This is a genomic window from Pseudaeromonas sp. HNCC25DJ182 (assembly GCF_055413365.1).
This window is the reverse complement of sequence record NZ_JBVAYG010000013.1, coordinates 49,495-66,295: the sequence shown is the minus strand read 5'-3', so window position 1 is coordinate 66,295 and position 16,801 is coordinate 49,495. Positions and strand designations below refer to the sequence as shown.

The 16,801-nt window shown below is 59.0% G+C and carries 13 protein-coding genes; 5 read left to right on the top strand and 8 right to left on the bottom strand.

Features of this window, described 5'->3' with window-relative positions:
- Positions 1-247: 247 nt before the first annotated feature.
- The 3 genes from glmS to ytfE form a co-directional block, all read right to left on the bottom strand.
- Positions 248-2,077, bottom strand: coding sequence for a glutamine--fructose-6-phosphate transaminase (isomerizing) (glmS, locus tag ACZYUB_RS11625; protein ID WP_463948053.1), 1,830 nt, complete (start codon positions 2,075-2,077; stop codon positions 248-250).
- A 22-nt stretch (positions 2,078-2,099) separates the two neighbouring features.
- A complete protein-coding gene (locus ACZYUB_RS11620) occupies positions 2,100-2,876 on the bottom strand; it encodes a DeoR/GlpR family DNA-binding transcription regulator (RefSeq protein ID WP_463948051.1) in 777 nt (258 codons plus the stop codon).
- 422 nt (positions 2,877-3,298) lie between these two features.
- Entirely contained in the window at positions 3,299-3,964 is a 666-nt protein-coding gene (gene ytfE, locus ACZYUB_RS11615; protein ID WP_463948050.1) for an iron-sulfur cluster repair protein YtfE, read from the bottom strand.
- Positions 3,965-4,121: 157 nt separating this feature from the next.
- On the opposite strand from ytfE, the gene norR reads away from it, so the two are divergent.
- The 4 genes from norR to creD all read left to right on the top strand — a co-directional run bounded on the left by norR (position 4,122) and on the right by creD (position 9,377).
- Entirely contained in the window at positions 4,122-5,666 is a 1,545-nt protein-coding gene (norR, locus tag ACZYUB_RS11610) for a nitric oxide reductase transcriptional regulator NorR (protein WP_463948048.1), read from the top strand.
- Between the two features lie 66 nt (positions 5,667-5,732).
- A complete protein-coding gene (gene creB, locus ACZYUB_RS11605; RefSeq protein ID WP_463948046.1) occupies positions 5,733-6,419 on the top strand; it encodes a two-component system response regulator CreB in 687 nt (228 codons plus the stop codon).
- A gap of 31 nt (positions 6,420-6,450) precedes the next feature.
- Entirely contained in the window at positions 6,451-7,896 is a 1,446-nt protein-coding gene (creC, locus tag ACZYUB_RS11600; RefSeq protein WP_463948044.1) for a two-component system sensor histidine kinase CreC, read from the top strand.
- Positions 7,897-8,048: 152 nt separating this feature from the next.
- Complete coding sequence (gene creD / locus ACZYUB_RS11595) at positions 8,049-9,377, top strand: cell envelope integrity protein CreD (protein ID WP_463948043.1); 1,329 nt, start codon at positions 8,049-8,051, stop codon at positions 9,375-9,377.
- Positions 9,378-9,535: 158 nt separating this feature from the next.
- Here the strand turns inward: creD and glmU are convergent, their stop codons facing one another.
- On the bottom strand, positions 9,536-10,900 hold the full coding sequence (gene glmU, locus ACZYUB_RS11590) for a bifunctional UDP-N-acetylglucosamine diphosphorylase/glucosamine-1-phosphate N-acetyltransferase GlmU (RefSeq protein ID WP_463948041.1): 1,365 nt from the start codon (positions 10,898-10,900) through the stop codon (positions 9,536-9,538).
- A gap of 301 nt (positions 10,901-11,201) precedes the next feature.
- On the opposite strand from glmU, the gene ACZYUB_RS11585 reads away from it, so the two are divergent.
- Positions 11,202-12,413, top strand: coding sequence for a hypothetical protein (locus ACZYUB_RS11585; RefSeq protein ID WP_463948040.1), 1,212 nt, complete (start codon positions 11,202-11,204; stop codon positions 12,411-12,413).
- A gap of 61 nt (positions 12,414-12,474) precedes the next feature.
- Here the strand turns inward: ACZYUB_RS11585 and ACZYUB_RS11580 are convergent, their stop codons facing one another.
- Genes ACZYUB_RS11580 through atpA form a run of 4 tightly spaced genes read right to left on the bottom strand, consistent with a single transcriptional unit; the run spans position 12,475 to position 16,792 of the window.
- Entirely contained in the window at positions 12,475-12,900 is a 426-nt protein-coding gene (locus ACZYUB_RS11580; protein ID WP_460884456.1) for a F0F1 ATP synthase subunit epsilon, read from the bottom strand.
- 18 nt (positions 12,901-12,918) lie between these two features.
- On the bottom strand, positions 12,919-14,307 hold the full coding sequence (gene atpD, locus ACZYUB_RS11575; RefSeq protein WP_463948038.1) for a F0F1 ATP synthase subunit beta: 1,389 nt from the start codon (positions 14,305-14,307) through the stop codon (positions 12,919-12,921).
- Between the two features lie 33 nt (positions 14,308-14,340).
- Positions 14,341-15,204, bottom strand: a complete 864-nt coding sequence (gene atpG / locus ACZYUB_RS11570) for a F0F1 ATP synthase subunit gamma (RefSeq protein WP_463948037.1) — start codon at positions 15,202-15,204, stop codon at positions 14,341-14,343.
- A gap of 46 nt (positions 15,205-15,250) precedes the next feature.
- Positions 15,251-16,792, bottom strand: coding sequence for a F0F1 ATP synthase subunit alpha (gene atpA, locus ACZYUB_RS11565; RefSeq protein ID WP_463948036.1), 1,542 nt, complete (start codon positions 16,790-16,792; stop codon positions 15,251-15,253).
- Positions 16,793-16,801 lie beyond the last annotated feature (9 nt).

The window sequence follows — 16,801 nt, the reverse complement described above, 5'->3', positions numbered from 1 at the left end:
ATATGAAAAAATCCGATGCGATAACGCCACAGAAACGTCAAAACAATCGAAAATATTGCCGTTGAATCGTGAACAAAAAACTTGATGAATTTAGGCGCGGTCAAACTAGGATTGGCAGCAGATCCATCATGGAGGAAATAATGATGCAGAAACAAAAGAGGGCGCAGCAGCATTTCCATGCTCTGCGCCCTCACTCTTAGCGATTATCGCAACTCAGGATGGGAAATAGAGTTGCGCAGGTTCTGATTTATTCCACCGTCACGCTCTTGGCCAGGTTGCGGGGCTGGTCGACGTCGGTACCCTTGATAATGGCGACGTGGTAGGAGAGCAGCTGCATCGGCAATGTGTAGACGATGGGGGCTATCACTTCGTCAACCCGTGGCATCGGCATCACCCGCATGGTGGCGTCGGAGACAAAACCGGCTTCCTCATCCGCAAACACATACAGGATGCCGCCGCGCGCGCGCACCTCTTCGACGTTGGACTTGAGCTTTTCCAGCAGCTCGTTGTTGGGGGCCACCACGATGATCGGCATATCGGCATCGATCAGCGCCAGCGGACCATGCTTCAACTCGCCCGCGGCATAGGCTTCGGCGTGGATGTAGCTGATCTCCTTGAGCTTGAGTGCCCCTTCCATGGCGATGGGGTACTGGCTGCCACGGCCCAGGAACAGGCTGTTGTGCTTGTTGGCAAACTCTTCGGCCAGACGCTGGATCTTGGTATCCAGGGTCAGGACGCTCTTCACCTTGCCCGGCAGATTGCGCAGCGAGTTGACCAGCGCGGCCTCGGCAGCCCCATCCAGAGTGCCACGGCAACGGCCGATACTGCCCACCAGCATCAACAAGCCCGCCAGCTGGGTGGTGAACGCCTTGGTGGAGGCGACGCCGATCTCGGCTCCGGCCCGGGTCATAAAGGCCAGATCCGATTCCCGCACCAGGGAAGAACCCGGCACGTTGCAGATGGCCAGACTGGACATATAGCCGGACTCCTTGGCCAGACGCAGGGCGGCCAGGGTGTCGGCGGTCTCGCCGGACTGGGAGAGGGTGATCAGCAGGCTGCCGGGACGGGTCACCGACTTGCGATAGCGGAATTCGGAGGCGATCTCGACGTTGCAGGTGACACCGGCCAGCTCTTCAAACCAGTAACGGGCCACCATGCCGGAGTGGTAGGAGGTGCCGCAGGCGACGATCTGCACATGTTCGACCTTACCGAAGATCTCGCGCGCGCCGTTGCCGAAGGCTTCCGGCACCAGATGGTCGCCGCTCAGGCGTCCTTCCAGGGTGTTCAGCAGCGCGGCGGGCTGCTCGTAGATCTCTTTGAGCATGTAGTGGCGATACTCGCCCTTGTCACCGGCGTCGTGGGAGAGTTCAGACTCCTGCTCGGCGCGCTCCACCGGGTTGCCGTTGACATCAAAAATGGTGACCGAGCGGCGGGTGACTTCCGCCACATCGCCCTCTTCCAGGAACTGGAAGCGACGGGTGACCGGCAGCAGGGCCAGCTGATCGGAGGCGATAAAGTTCTCACCGATGCCACGGCCGATGACCAGCGGCGAGCCGGAGCGGGCGACCACCAGACGTTCCGGGTCTTCGGCATCCACCAGCACGGTGCCATAGGCGCCACGCAGTTCCTTGACTGCCTGTTGCAGTGCCGCCAGCAGAGTTGGTGCCGTCTTGCGGTAGTGGTGCACCAGATGAACGATCACCTCGGTGTCGGTCTGGGAGACAAATTCATAGCCCAGGTCCTTGAGCTTGTGGCGCAGCTCTTCATGGTTCTCGATGATGCCGTTGTGCACCACGGTCAGGGAGCCGGAGACATGGGGGTGGGCATTGGTTTCGGACGGTTCGCCGTGGGTGGCCCAGCGGGTATGGGCGATGCCGGTGCCGCCATGCAGGGGTTGTTCCTCCAGCGCGCGGGCCAGCTCCTGGACCTTGCCCAGACGGCGCACCCGTTGCAGGTTATGACCCTCGATCACCGCCACACCGGCCGAGTCATAGCCGCGATACTCCAGACGGCGCAGCCCTTCGACCAGAATATCCACCACATCACGTTGGGCAACCGCCCCGACAATTCCACACATGCTCAGATTCCTTGTTATTTGTTTACACGAGTTCCGGCACGCAGATCACCTGCACGCCCTGTTGTTCGATTTGTTGCTTGAGTTCAGCCGCCAGGCCGGTATCGGTGATCAGGGTATCGATACGGCTCCACGGCAGTTCCAGATTCGGGATCTTGCGCCCCACCTTGTGGGACTCCGCCAGCACTATCACCTCCCGCGCCACTTCGGCCATCACCCGCGACAAGCCAATCAGCTCGTTGAAGGTGGTGGTGCCGCGCAGCGGATCGATCCCGGCGGCACCGATAAACAGCTGATCGAAGTCGTAGGAGCGCAGCACCTGCTCGGCGACCTGGCCCTGAAACGCTTCGGAGTGCGGATCCCAGGTGCCACCGGTCATCAGCAGGGTGGGTTCGTTCTCCAGCTCGCGCAGCGCCGCGGCCACGGTCAGGGAGTTGGTCATCACCACCAGCCCGCGCCGACTCCCCAGCTCGGGGATCAACGCCGCCGTGGTGCTGCCGGAGTCGATAATCAGCCGATTGTGGTCGCGGATCAGCTCGGCGGCGGCTTTGGCGATGGCTAACTTTCGTTTCGAAACTTGTTCCGCTTCCGGCACATCCGCCACCAGCTCCTGGGGCACAGGAACGGCACCGCCATAGCGGCGCAGCAGCAGGCCATTGCGCTCCAGCTCGGCGAGATCCTTGCGGATGGTGACTTCCGAGGTATCAAACTCCCGGGCCAGCCAATCCACACTCAGCTCACCCCGTTCCGCCAGTTGCGCGACTATGGCCCGTCGCCGTTGTTGGGTATTGCGCTTCTGCATAAAGCTTCAAACTGAAATCAAGAAGAAAGTTTTTGGATTTTAATCTTTCGAATCGAAAGATCAAGCGTAAAAACCGGCCAGAGATAAAAAAGTGGGGAGGTTGCGGGCAGGAAGACGAGCCGCAGGCGAAAAGGAGAGTGGAGGAGCGGCAGCACCGCAACCAGAATAGGCCTCAGCAGCAGATAGCCGCGGCCTTCAACAACAGGGATCGATCGGAAAAAAACAGGCACCCAGCTGCGGGTACTGCTTGTCAGTTAAGAGGTTCGGAAGAGACAACCTCTCTCGCCAACTCGCCGTAAACCCTTCCCTGGGGGCTCGATGGCGGCATCCCTGCCGCCCACGGTTGGCTCAACAGGCTATCTCTCCCTCGCTAACTGATTGGCATTGCCCAGCTACGGGTGCCCGAAAGCAGGGCCAAAACCTCAGGCTGCGGCGAGGGCCGCCGGAAACAGCACGTTATTTTCCAGATGGATATGGGCCATCAAATCTTCCCGCAGCTGGTTCAGACCGGTATAGAGGGCGCGCCAGGTGACGCAGGCAAAGGGCGGCGGCGTGATGTGATTGGTGAGTCGCTCCATGGTTTGCAGGTTGTCACCGTGTTCCTCGTGTTCGAGTTGCATGACCTGGATCGGACCTGCGGCGACGGCATACTGCCCGGCCTGCAGCAGCGGGAACAGGATCTGCTCCTCTTTTTGCATATGCTGCTCCAGCTCGTCCAGCATCAGGGCCAGATGGCTGGATAACCCCTTGGGGCAGTCCTGACGCTCGCCATGGACATGCTCGACCCGCTTGGCCAGCCGGATCAGCTCCGGCAACTGGATACGGTGGATGGCATGGTAGCGAGTCAGGATATGCTCGATCAGCTCGCCGATGCCGCTCTCGCGCCAGTCCCGTTCGTCGGCCGGTTGTTGTGCCACCGCCGCCAGATCGGCACAGATCTGCTCACCACTGAACGCGCGGCCGACTATGGCCTCGCCCAGCTTCACCTTGCCACCGCAGCAGAAATCGAGTTTGTAGTGGTGGAAAACCCGGGTGGCACCCGGGATATCGCAAGCCAGTTCGGCCAGTGTGTGTTCCAGATAATTCATCGCTCTACTCCATAATCACAATCAGGGATCTTGTCTCTGGAATTGCACGGAGCATGCCACATTATAACCATATGATAATAAACGAATTATTATTTGATATGGTGAATTTAACCCTTCAGTGATAGGGTAAATAAAACCATTCAGGGTGATTTCAACCATGATTGAGCCACTCGTAATCCAGGATCTGGGCACCGACTATCCTCGCGGGGTGCGTGAAGAGCGTCTGGTGACCGCCATCTGCCAGTTCTTTGCCTGCGATGCGGTCGGCCTGTTGAAGCGAGAGGGCGATTATCTGTGCCCGGTGGCGGTAGCCGGATTGGCCCATGAAACCCTGGGACGCCGCTTCAGCATCAGTCAGCACCCGCGCCTGGCCGCCATCCTCGCCCAACGCGATGCGGTGCACTTTGCCCCCGACAGCCCTCTGGCGGATCCCTACGATGGCCTGCTGGAGTCGCGGCAGGGGGAGCCCTTGCCGGTCCATGACTGCATGGGGATCAGCCTCTATCTGGAGGGGCAATGCTGGGGCGTGCTGACCCTCGACTCGCTGGCGGGCGGCCCCCTGGCTCCCAGGCTGGATAGCCAACTCAGCGATCTGGCCCGAGCCTGCGAGGCGGTGATCCGCATGGGACGACTGGAGGAGGAGGTTCTGGCGTTGCGCCTGGGCCATCGCTCGCCCGATGTGCCGCTCGCCCCGGTGGAGGGTCACGAGGAGCGGGAGCTGATCGGCCGCAGCCCTGTGCTGCTGAAGCTGCTCCATGAGCTGGATATAGTCGCCGATTCCGATCTGCCGGTGCTGCTGCTGGGGGAAACCGGGGTCGGCAAGGAGCTGCTGGCTCGTCGCATCCAGCGTCACTCGGCGCGCGCCCAGGCGCCGATGATCCATGTCAACTGCGCCGCCTTGCCGGAATCCCTGGCCGAGAGCGAACTGTTTGGCCATGTCAAAGGAGCCTTCTCCGGCGCGGTCCGCGATCGGGCGGGGCGCTTCGAAGCCGCCCACGGCGGTATTCTGTTCCTCGATGAGGTGGGCGAGTTGCCCCTGGTCGTACAGGCCAAACTGCTGCGCGCCCTGCAAAATGGCGAGATCCAGCGCCTGGGATCGGATACGCCACGCCAGGTCGATGTGCGCATCATTGCCGCCACCAACCGGGATCTGGCGGCCCAGGTGCGCAACGGTCAGTTCCGTGCCGATCTGTACCACCGCCTCTCGGTCTATCCGGTGCCGATCCCGCCGTTGCGGGAGCGGGGCGACGATATTCTGCTGCTGGCCGGCTACTTCCTCGAGCTGAATCGTACCCGGCTCGGTTTTCGCAGCCTGCGCCTCTCCGCCCTCACCGAACAGGCGCTGTGCAGCTACCGCTGGCCCGGCAATATCCGCGAATTGGAGCATGTCATCAGCCGCGCCGCGTTGCGGGCGGTCAGTCACGGAGCCCGGCGCAGCGATATGGTGACGCTGGAGCCAGCCCACCTGGATCTGGATATCGCCCTGCCGGTGCAGGGCAGCAGTGCGCCGCCAGTCTCAGCCTCAGCCACCGGCGACCCGGTATCGCTGCAACCGCTCAAATTGGCGGTGGAGAGTTATCAGCGCCAGCTGATCCGCCACAGCCTGGATCTCTGCGAACACAACTGGGCCGAGGTGGCTCGCCGCCTGGAGCTGGACCCGAGTAACTTGCACAAATTGGCCAAGCGGCTGGGGTTGAAATGAGAGCTGTGGCCCGCAAGGAGTCCTATGCTACCGTGGTAACCATGCATGCCGAGGTTGCGACAAACCATGAATAACCCCTTGATTTGGCTGGTGGAAGATGAAGCCAGCATCGCCGATACCCTGATCTACAGCCTGGAGACGGAGGGCTTTGCCGTACGCTGGTTTGATTTGGGCTTGCCGGTGCTGGCAGCCTTAGAGTCCGAGCAACCGGCGTTTCTGATCCTGGATGTCGGCCTGCCGGACATCGGCGGCTTCGAGCTCTGTCGGCGCATCCGGGCCGAGCGAGATCTGCCGCTGCTATTCCTGACCGCCCGCAGTGAAGAGATCGACCGCCTGCTGGGACTGGAGATGGGGGCCGATGATTACGTCGCCAAACCCTTCTCCCCCCGCGAGGTCTGCGCCCGGGTTCGAACCATCTTGCGCCGCGTGCGGCCTGCCACCCCGGCGCCGACAGAAAAACCGCGCGGCCTGCAACTGGATGAGGCGCGCGCCCGTATCCAGTATCAAGGCCAGCCACTGACCCTGACGCGCTACGAATACCTGCTGCTCAAGACCCTGATCCAGCATCCGGGGCGGGTCTATTCCCGCAGCCAGCTGCTGGATCTGGTCTGGGCCCCTGGCGAAGAGAGTCTGGAGCGCACCGTCGATACCCATATCAAGACCCTGCGCGCCAAATTGCGCGACATCGACGCCGACGCCAACCCGATCCTCACCCATCGCGGCCTCGGTTACAGCCTGAGCGAGCCGGGTTGATGCTGCGCCTTACCGCCAAAGGGAGTTCAGGATGCGCCTGAGTTTGCGTCTGCTGCTGGGATTCTTCGTGCTGGTGGCGGTGGCCGCCTGGTTTGTGCTGAATATCTTTTTGCAGGAGGTCAAACCCGGGGTGCGACGCGCCACCGAAGGCACCCTGATCGACACGGCACAACTGCTGGCGCAACTCACCACCGCCGATCTGGCAGAGCAGCCGCTCACCGCCGAGACGCTGGCCCGCAGCGCCCTGGGCCGCGCGGTGGCCACCCTCAATCAGCAACCGATAGGCGCGCGCATCGACGGCATCCGCAAGGACAGGGTCGAATACCGGCTCTATGTCACCGACTTGCACGGCAAGGTGGTGTTTGACTCCAGCGGCCGGGATCTGGGCGCCGATTACTCGCGCTGGAACGATGTCTATCTCACCCTGCAGGGGCGCTATGGTGCCCGCAGCAGTCGCGACATTCCCGGCGATCCCGACAGCTCGGTGATGTACGTCGCCGCGCCCTTGCTGGATAACGGCCGGATCCGCGGCGTGCTGACCGTCGGCAAACCCAATCGCACCATGGATCCTGTGATTGCCCGCAGTGAGAACAAGATCCAGCTGGCCGCCTTCCTGTTGCTGGGCATAGCCCTGCTGGCCGGTGGCGGCATGGTGTGGTGGCTGAATCGCTCATTGCGGCGGCTGGAGAATTACGCCGCCGCCGTCAGTCGCGGCGAGCCCGTCGCCCTGCCCCGGCTGAACAGTCCGGAGTTGACCCGACTCGGCCAGGCGCTGGAGTCGATGCGCCGCAAACTCGAAGGCAAGGCCTATGTCGAGCAGTACGTGCACAGTCTGACCCATGAGCTGAAGAGCCCGTTGTCGGCGTTACGCGGCGCCGCCGAATTGCTGCAGGAGTCACCGCCCGAGCCGGTCGCCCAACGCTTCCTGCTCTCCATCCGCGAGCAGGCCGAGCGCATGCAACGGCTGATCGACAAGATGCTGCAGCTGGCCAGTCTGGAATCCAGACCCCAGCTGGAGAAGCAGCCCGTGGCGCTGGATTCGCTGATCGGCCAGCAAATTGCCCTGTTGCAGCCCCACGCCGAGCGGCGGCAGATCCAGCTGCACTCGAACCTCCAGGCGGCCAAGCTCCCCGCCGATGCCCTGCTACTGGGTCAGGCCATCGCCAACCTGCTGGATAATGCCATCGACTTCTCCCCGGCTGGGGGTCAGATCGAGCTGCAGGGCACTATTCTGACCAGCGGTGACTACCAACTGAGCATTGTGGATCAGGGGCCGGGCATTCCCGACTATGCCCTGGAGCGGCTGTTCGAGCGCTTCTACTCCCTGCCCCGCCCGCACAGCGGCAAGAGTACCGGCCTGGGCCTGAGCTTTGTGCGCGAGGTGGTCGAGCGGCATCAGGGCAGCATAGCGCTGCACAATCGCAACGATGGCCAGAGCGGTGCCTGCGCCGAGCTGAGGTTGCCTCTGAGCCGCTAAATATCGGCTCCTGATTATGCTACAGCGGCAAAGTAGCTCACGCTGACACGCCGTAAAAAATTTCACCACTTCACCCAGACTTCACACAGCCTCATCAAGCCCCCACACAGGGGGCTCAGACTCTCCTGGTCAATCATCCAGGAGGGATCACCATGTTCAAGTCACTCATCACCCATAAGCTCACCATCTTGCTCGGCCTGTTCTTGCTGCTGCAGTTGCCCCTGCACTCGGTCTTGTCGTTGAACCACGAACGTCAGGCCTATCGCGCCGAGGCGCTGGAGCAGATCCGCGCCAGCAGCAGCGGCTCCCAGCGCCTGACCGGTCCGGTACTGGTCATTCCGTATGAGGAGACCAGCAGCCACTATGTGGAAGAGGAAGGGAAGTACAAGGAGTTCACCACCAGCAAGCAACAATTGCTGCTGCCGGAAACGCTGACGGTGGAAGGGGATCTGCAGGTCGAACCGCGCAAGCTGGGCATCTACCAGAGCCAGTTGTTTCACAGCCAGCTCCACCTGAAAGGCCACTTCAACCTGGCGGCGCTCGATGAGTTGAAGAAGGATTCGATCCTGCTGGGGAAACCCTATCTGGCGGTGGTCATCGCCGATGCGCGCGGCATCCTGCAGGTACCAGCCCTGCAATGGGGCAAGCAGCACCTGGCATTTGAACCCGGTGCCCGCTTTGGTAATGCCAGCCAGGGCATGCATGCGCCCCTGGATCTGGAAGTTCTGATGGCCAATCCATCGGTCGACTTCCAGTTCGAGCTGGCGCTGCAAGGCAGCGATCATTTCGAACTGGTTCCGGTGGGCGCCAGCAGCTCGCTGAGCCTGACCAGCAACTGGCCGCACCCCAGTTTCATCGGCCAGTTCCTGCCCCGTCAGCATAAAATCGGCGACCAGGGATTCGATGCGCAATGGGAAAGCAGCTGGTTTGCCAACAACATGCAGGAGCGCTTCAACGATGGCCTGGAAGAGGGAATCAACGGCCTGCCTGCATTTACCGTCAGCCTGATCGAGCCGGTGGACCACTATCAGCAAAACGAACGCGCCATCAAGTATGCCGAGCTGTTTATCGGCCTGACCTTCCTCAGCTTCTTCCTGTTCGAGCTGTTGAAGCAGCTGCGCCTGCACCCGATCCAGTACGCCCTGGTGAGCATGGCGCAGATCGTCTTCTACCTGGTGCTGCTGGCGTTCTCCGAACAAATCGGTTTTGCCCTGGCCTATCTGGCGGCCAGCGTCGCCTGTGTCGGGCTGCTGGCCTTCTACGCCAGCCACCTGCTCGGCGGATTGAAGCGCGGGTTTGGTTTTGCCTGTCTGCTGGCGCTTCTCTACGCCGTTCTGTATGGCCTGATGCAGGCCGAGGATATAGCCCTGCTACTGGGCAGTGTCCTGCTGTTCGTAGTGCTGGCGCTGGTGATGATCGTCACCCGCAAGGTGGACTGGTATCAGCTGGGCCGCCGCGCCACAGCCGAGTCGGAACAATAATGCACCAGCGCAACCATAAACAAACGGCTCTGTCCCAGTAATTGTTGGGAATGAAGAGGGATGGAGTCTGGACGAAAAGCAGACCGTTGGCGGCAGGAATGCCGCCACCAAACAAAACGGCACCCTCGGGTGCCGTTTTTGTATTGCAGCAGGGACGCTTATTTCTTGATCTTCACCGGCCGCTGCCAATTGGCAATGTGCCGCTGCGGCACCCGGGTAATGACCAGCTCATGCTCGCCCACTTCGCGGGTGACTGTGGTACCGGCACCGATAGTCGCTCCCTTGCGCACAATCACCGGGGCCACCAGTTGAGTGTCAGAGCCGACGAAGACGTGATCCTCGATAATGGTCTTGTGCTTGTTGGCACCATCGTAGTTGCAGGTGATGGTGCCAGCGCCGATATTCACATCAGCCCCGATTTCACTGTCCCCCAGATAGCTCAGATGACCCGCCTTGGAGCCGAACCCGAGGGAGGCATTCTTGATTTCGACGAAGTTGCCGACATGAGCCTCCTCCCCCAGCACGGAGCCAGGACGCAGCCGGGCGAACGGGCCGACCGTGGTGGCGCGCGCCAATTTAGAAGACTCGATCACCGTATAGGGGCTGATGATGCTGTCATCGGCAATCACGCAATCCTTGAGCACACAGCCGGTGCCGATGCGCACCCGATGCCCAAGCTCCACAGTGCCCTCGATGATGACATTGGTATCCAGGATCACATCCTCGCCACAGACCAGGGAGCCGCGCAGATCGAAGCGATCCGGATCCAGAAGGGTCACCCCCTCCAGCATCAGGCGATTAGCCGCCCGGCGCTGATAAAAACGTTCCAGGGCTGCCAGTTGCAGGCGATTGTTGGCGCCTTCGGTCTCGGCCGCTTCCGCCGGTTGTGCAGTGGCAATGGCCGCACCATCCCGGTGGGCAGCGCCGATGACATCGGTCAGATAGTATTCGCCCTGGGCGTTCTGGCAGGTCAATCCGGCCAGCCACTGTTTGAGCTTGGCAGCCGGAGCCACCAGCACGCCGGTATTCACCTCGGTGATGGCCAACTGCTCGGTATTGGCGTCCTTCTGCTCGACGATGCCGACCACGGCGCCATTCTCACGCACGATGCGACCATAGCCAGTCGGATTGGCCAGGGTTACCGTCAGCAGGCCAATCCCGCCCACTGGTTGCACGGCCAGCAACTGTTCCAGCGTCGCAGCGGTGATGAGCGGGGTATCGCCATACAGCACCAGTACACGGGCATCATCCGGGATCGCCGGGGTGGCTTGTGCCACGGCGTGGCCGGTGCCCAACTGCTCAGCCTGCAACACCCACTGCACCGAGGCATCATCCAGTCGCCGCTGCAACAGTTCGCCGCCATGGCCATACACCAGATGCACAGCCTCGGCGCCCAGCTGGTGGGCTGTATCGATCACATGGCTGACCATGGGGCGTCCGGCAACCGGATGCAGGACTTTGGGCAGGGAAGAGCGCATGCGAGTACCTTTACCCGCGGCCAGAATGACAACATGCAGAGACATAGACAGGTTCCTTCGCGCAACGAGAGCGTTAACGGCGGGCATGATACCTCATATCAAGAAGCCATGTCTGTCCCCCCACGTTTAAGCCTCACATCATGAAGTTGCACCAGATTGGCATCTTATTGGTGTGCACCTGCCTGCTTTCCAGCCAATAAACCTGCGGAAAACATCGAATTGCGAACTGGCATGACTCCTGCTGTCACATTGCTGCAACAAATAATCTGATGTTGGCACTGATGCCCACCCGTCCTCTGGATGCGGTGGGTTTTTTATTTCTGAAATTTGCAATGGAGTGCTCTCTATGACCCAACCACGTACCCTCGCTGTGCTGATTGCCATCTGTCTCAGCCAATCCGCTCAACTGCACGCTGAAACACTGGCCGAAGGGATCGGCTCAGCCATCAAGTGGGGTAGCGCCAGCGTTAGCGAACGCTATCGCTACGAATATGTCGACCAGGAGGGGTTAGCCGAGGTCGCGAATGCATCAACGTTGAAGTCACGCTTCACATGGACCAGTGGCACTGTGGCTGGTTTTAAAGGATTGCTCGAGGTCGATAATGTCACCAGCATTGGCAATGACAGTTACAACAGCACGGTCAACGGCAAGAAGAATTATCCTGTGGTGGCCGATCCGGAAGCTACAGTGCTGAATCAGGCAGCCCTCACCTACACGGCGGAGAAGTGGAACGGCATGCTCGGCCGCCAGCGGATAAAACATGGCACAGAGCGCTTTGTCGGGAGTGTCGCCTGGCGGCAACTGGAACAAACCTTCGATGCAGCCCATCTGGTGTATGCCCCCAGTACCAGTTTCAACCTCGACTACGCCTACAGTTGGCGTATCAATACCGTGTTTGGTCCGGATAATCCGAATGGCCAACTGGATGGCGATTTCCATCTGTTGCGCGCCGATTACCTGTTCAGCGGTAATCATGCGCTGGCCGGTTTCGCCTACCTGCTGGATTACAATAACCCGACCACCAACTCGTCGAATACTTATGGCATCGAATACACGGGTACTCTGCTCCCCTGGCTCAAGGCTCACGGCATGTATGCAGAGCAGCGTGATGCCGGTGATGCGACCCTGGCTTATGATGCCGATTATTATCTGCTCGAGTTGACGGCATCTCGCCACGGCTACTACGTCAATCCGGGCTATGAGGTATTAGGTTCAGACGACGGTAAAAAAGGTTTTGCCACGCCTTTAGCCACCCTGCACAAGTTTCAGGGCTTTGCCGACAAATTCCTGACCACGCCGAAGCAAGGGATCCGCGACATCTATCTGACCCTGGGCGGCAAAAAGTACCAATGGGAATTTGCTGCTACCTGGCATGATTTCCAGACTGATGAGGCGAGTCTGGATCTCGGTCAGGAAGTGGATTTAGTCATCAGCCGTCCGATAACCAGCAATCTGATCGGCTTGGCCAAGTATGCGCACTATGATGGTTCGGAAGAAACCACCACACTGGCCAAAGACACTGATAAGGCGTGGTTTATGCTCACCGCAACCTTTTAAAAACCACGGCCATCAAACATAAAAAAAGCGGCCCGGAGGCCGCTTTTTGTCTGCGCAGAGCTTAGCGATAGTTTTTGCGGGTGAGTTCCACCACGCGCAATTGGGCCATCGCTTTGGCCAATTCTGCAATGGCCTCCGCGTAGTCCACATCGCCAGACTTGCCGTTGAGTTTCTCTTCGGCAGCCCGTTTGGCTTCCTGAGCCTTGGCTTCATCGATATCCGCAGCGCGGATGGCGGTATCCGCCAGAACTGTCACTGCTTCCGGTTGCACTTCCATCATGCCACCCGAGATATACATAACCTCTTCGACACCGTGCAATTTCACCAGACGCACCAAGCCAGGCTTGATGGACGTCAGGAGCGGCGAGTGACCATGGCGGATGCCCAGTTCCCCTTCCGCACCGGAAACCTGAACCGATTCCACGCGACCGGAGAACAACATCCCCTCGGCGCTGACCACGTCCAGGTGGAAGGTAATCTCAGCCATAGATCCTCCTGCCCCGAATTACAGTTTCTTGGCTTTCTCGACCACTTCGTCGATGGAGCCAACCATGTAGAACGCCTGTTCCGGCAGATCGTCGAACTCGCCATCCAGAATGCCCTTGAAACCACGAATGGTTTCTTTCAGCGGTACGTACTTGCCCGGTGAACCGGTAAATACTTCAGCCACGCTGAACGGCTGGGACAGGAAGCGTTCGATCTTACGGGCACGAGCCACGACCAGCTTGTCGTTCTCGGACAATTCGTCCATCCCGAGGATGGCGATGATGTCCTTGAGTTCCTTATAGCGTTGCAGTACAGACTGCACGCCACGGGCGACTTCGTAGTGCTCCTGACCGACTACCAGCGGATCCAGCTGACGGGAGGTAGAGTCCAGCGGATCAACGGCCGGGTAGATACCCAGAGCGGCGATTTGACGGGACAGAACCACGGTTGCATCCAAGTGGGCGAAGGTGGTCGCCGGGCTCGGGTCAGTCAAGTCATCCGCAGGAACGTAGACCGCTTGTACCGAGGTGATGGAGCCGCTCTTGGTGGAGGTAATACGCTCCTGCAGAACACCCATTTCTTCGGCCAGAGTCGGTTGATAACCTACTGCGGACGGCATACGACCCAACAGCGCCGATACTTCGGTACCCGCGAGGGTGTAACGGTAGATGTTGTCGATGAACAACAGAACGTCACGCCCTTCGTCCCGGAACTTCTCGGCCATGGTCAGACCGGTCAGTGCCACACGCAGACGGTTTCCTGGCGGCTCGTTCATCTGGCCATACACCATGGCTACCTTGTCGAGAACGTTGGACTCCTTCATTTCATAGTAGAAGTCGTTACCCTCACGGGTACGTTCACCGACACCGGCAAACACGGACAGACCGGAGTGAGCCTTGGCGATGTTGTTGATCAGTTCCATCATGTTCACGGTCTTGCCGACGCCGGCACCACCGAACAGACCAACTTTACCGCCCTTGGCAAACGGACAGATCAGGTCGATAACCTTGATGCCAGTTTCCAGCAGTTCCGTGGTATTGGATTGATCTTCATAGCTTGGTGCTTCACGGTGGATAACCCAGTTATCCTCTTCCCCGATCGGACCTTGCTCATCCACTGGCTCACCCAGAACGTTCATGATCCGGCCCAGAGTCGCCTTACCGACCGGAACCTTGATCGCTTCACCGGTGTTGACCACTGCAGCACCGCGACGTAAGCCATCAGAGGTACCCATGGCGATACAACGGACGACGCCGCCGCCAGTTTGTTGCTGAACTTCCAGTACCAGACCCTGGGTCTGGCCTTCGCTCACAATCTTCAGTGCATCGTACACCTTAGGTACGGAGTCTTGTGGGAACTGCACGTCCACCACAGCACCGATGACTTGAACGATGATACCGTTACTCATGTCAAATCCTCTAAACCTATGAATACCTTAGCCCTATACCGCCGCTGCGCCGGATACGATTTCAGTCAGTTCCTGGGTGATACTGGCCTGACGGGCCTTGTTGTATACCAGTTGCAGATCCGTAATCAGATTATCCGCGTTATCGGTGGCAGCCTTCATTGCCACCATACGGGCGGCTTGCTCACTGGCCAGGTTCTCAACGACCCCCTGGTAGACCTGAGACTCGATGTAGCGACTGAGCAGTTGATCCAGCAAATGCTTGGGATCCGGCTCGTACAGATAGTCCCAGTGATGCTTGGCCAATTTCTCATCTTTGGCCTTGGGCAACGGCAACAGTTGTTCAACCGCCGGTTGTTGCACCATGGTGTTCACAAACTTGTTGTTTACCAGATACAGACGATCAATTTCACCGTTGTCATAGGCTTGCAGCATGACGCGCACCGATCCGATCAAATCATTGACCGTCGGGTTGTCGCCAAAACCGGAAGCCTGCGCCAGCACTTTGCCACCATAGCGCGCAAAGAAACTACACGCCTTGGAACCGACCAGAGCCAGGCTGGTTTCAACGCCCTGCTCTTTCCACTGTTTCATCGAACCAAGAGCAGCCTTGAACAAGTTGACGTTCAAACCGCCACACAAGCCCCGATCAGTCGATATGATGATGTAGCCAACTCGCTTGACCTCGCGTTCTTCGAGGTAGGGATGCTTGTATTCCAAGCTCCCCAGAGCGATATGACCAATCACCTTCCGCATAGTCACTGCATAGGGACGGCTTGCCGCCATGCTTTCCTGTGCGCGACGCATCTTGGATGCGGCGACCATCTGCATTGCGCTGGTGATCTTTTGAGTGTTCTTCACACTGCCGATCTTGTTACGTATCTCTTTAGCGCCGGCCATCTCTAGACTCTCCATTCAAGGTGGCTGCCTACGCAGCCACTTTAAGTTACCAGGTTTGAGTCGCCTTGAAGCCATCAATCAATGCGGTCAACTTGGCAACGATGTCATCGTTGTAATCAGCCTTGGCATTGATTTCGGCCATGGTATCGGCGTGCTCAGTGGTGGCAAAGGAGAGCAGAGCGGCTTCAAAATCACCGATCTTGTTCAGTTCTACATCATCGAGATAACCGCGTTCGGCAGCAAACAGCACCAGAGCCTGGGCAGCAACACTCATAGGAGCATACTGCTTTTGCTTCATCAGCTCAGTCACCTTCTGACCGTGATTCAACTGCTTGCGCGTTGCGTCATCCAGATCGGAAGAGAACTGAGCAAACGCCGCCAGTTCACGGTACTGCGCCAGTGCGGTACGGATACCACCAGAGAGCTTCTTGATGATCTTGGTCTGTGCCGCACCACCCACCCGGGATACCGAAATACCCGGATCAACAGCAGGACGAATACCGGCATTGAACAGCTGAGTGGTCAGGAAGATCTGGCCATCGGTGATGGAAATCACATTGGTCGGAACGAATGCAGAGACGTCGCCCGCCTGGGTTTCGATGATCGGCAGAGCCGTCAATGAACCAGTCTGACCCTTGACTGCCCCCTTGGTGAACTTCTCGACGTACTCTTCGTTAACACGAGAGGCACGCTCCAGCAAACGGGAATGCAGATAAAATACGTCGCCAGGATAAGCTTCACGTCCTGGTGGACGACGCAACAGCAGAGAAATCTGACGATAGGCGACCGCATGCTTGGACAGGTCATCATAGATAACCAGTGCATCTTCGCCCCGATCCCGGAAGTATTCGCCCATGGCGCAACCGGAATAGGGTGCCAGATATTGCAGTGAGGCTGATTCGGAGGCCGATGCCACGACCACAATGGTGTTTTGCAGTGCACCATGCTCTTCCAGCTTACGAACCACGTTAGCGATGGTCGAAGCCTTCTGGCCAATAGCGACATACACACACTTGATGCCGGAATCTTTCTGGTTGATGATCGCATCGATCGCCAGCGCAGTCTTACCGGTCTGACGGTCACCGATAATCAACTCACGCTGACCACGGCCGATAGGGATCATCGCATCTACTGCCTTGTAACCGGTTTGGACCGGCTGCGAAACAGATTTACGCTCGATAACCCCAGGCGCGATTACTTCAACGGCGGAGAAACCGTCATTTTCAATCGGTCCCTTACCATCGATCGGCTGCCCCAGTGTATTGACGACGCGACCCAACAGGCCACGACCAACCGGGACTTCCAGGATACGACCCGTACCCGTTACTTTTTGTCCTTCGGCCAGATCGGCGTAAGGACCCATGACGATGGCCCCGACGGAATCACGCTCCAGGTTGAGCGCCAGACCATAACGGTTACCTGGCAGCTCGATCATTTCGCCCTGCATGACATCGGCCAGGCCGTGAATGCGGACAATACCGTCGCTGACCGAAACGATCGTACCTTCGTTACGCGCCTCGGTGACGACTTCAAATTGCTCGATACGCTTTTTAATCAGCTCGGCAATTTCAGTGGAATTCAGTTGCATGCTCTAATC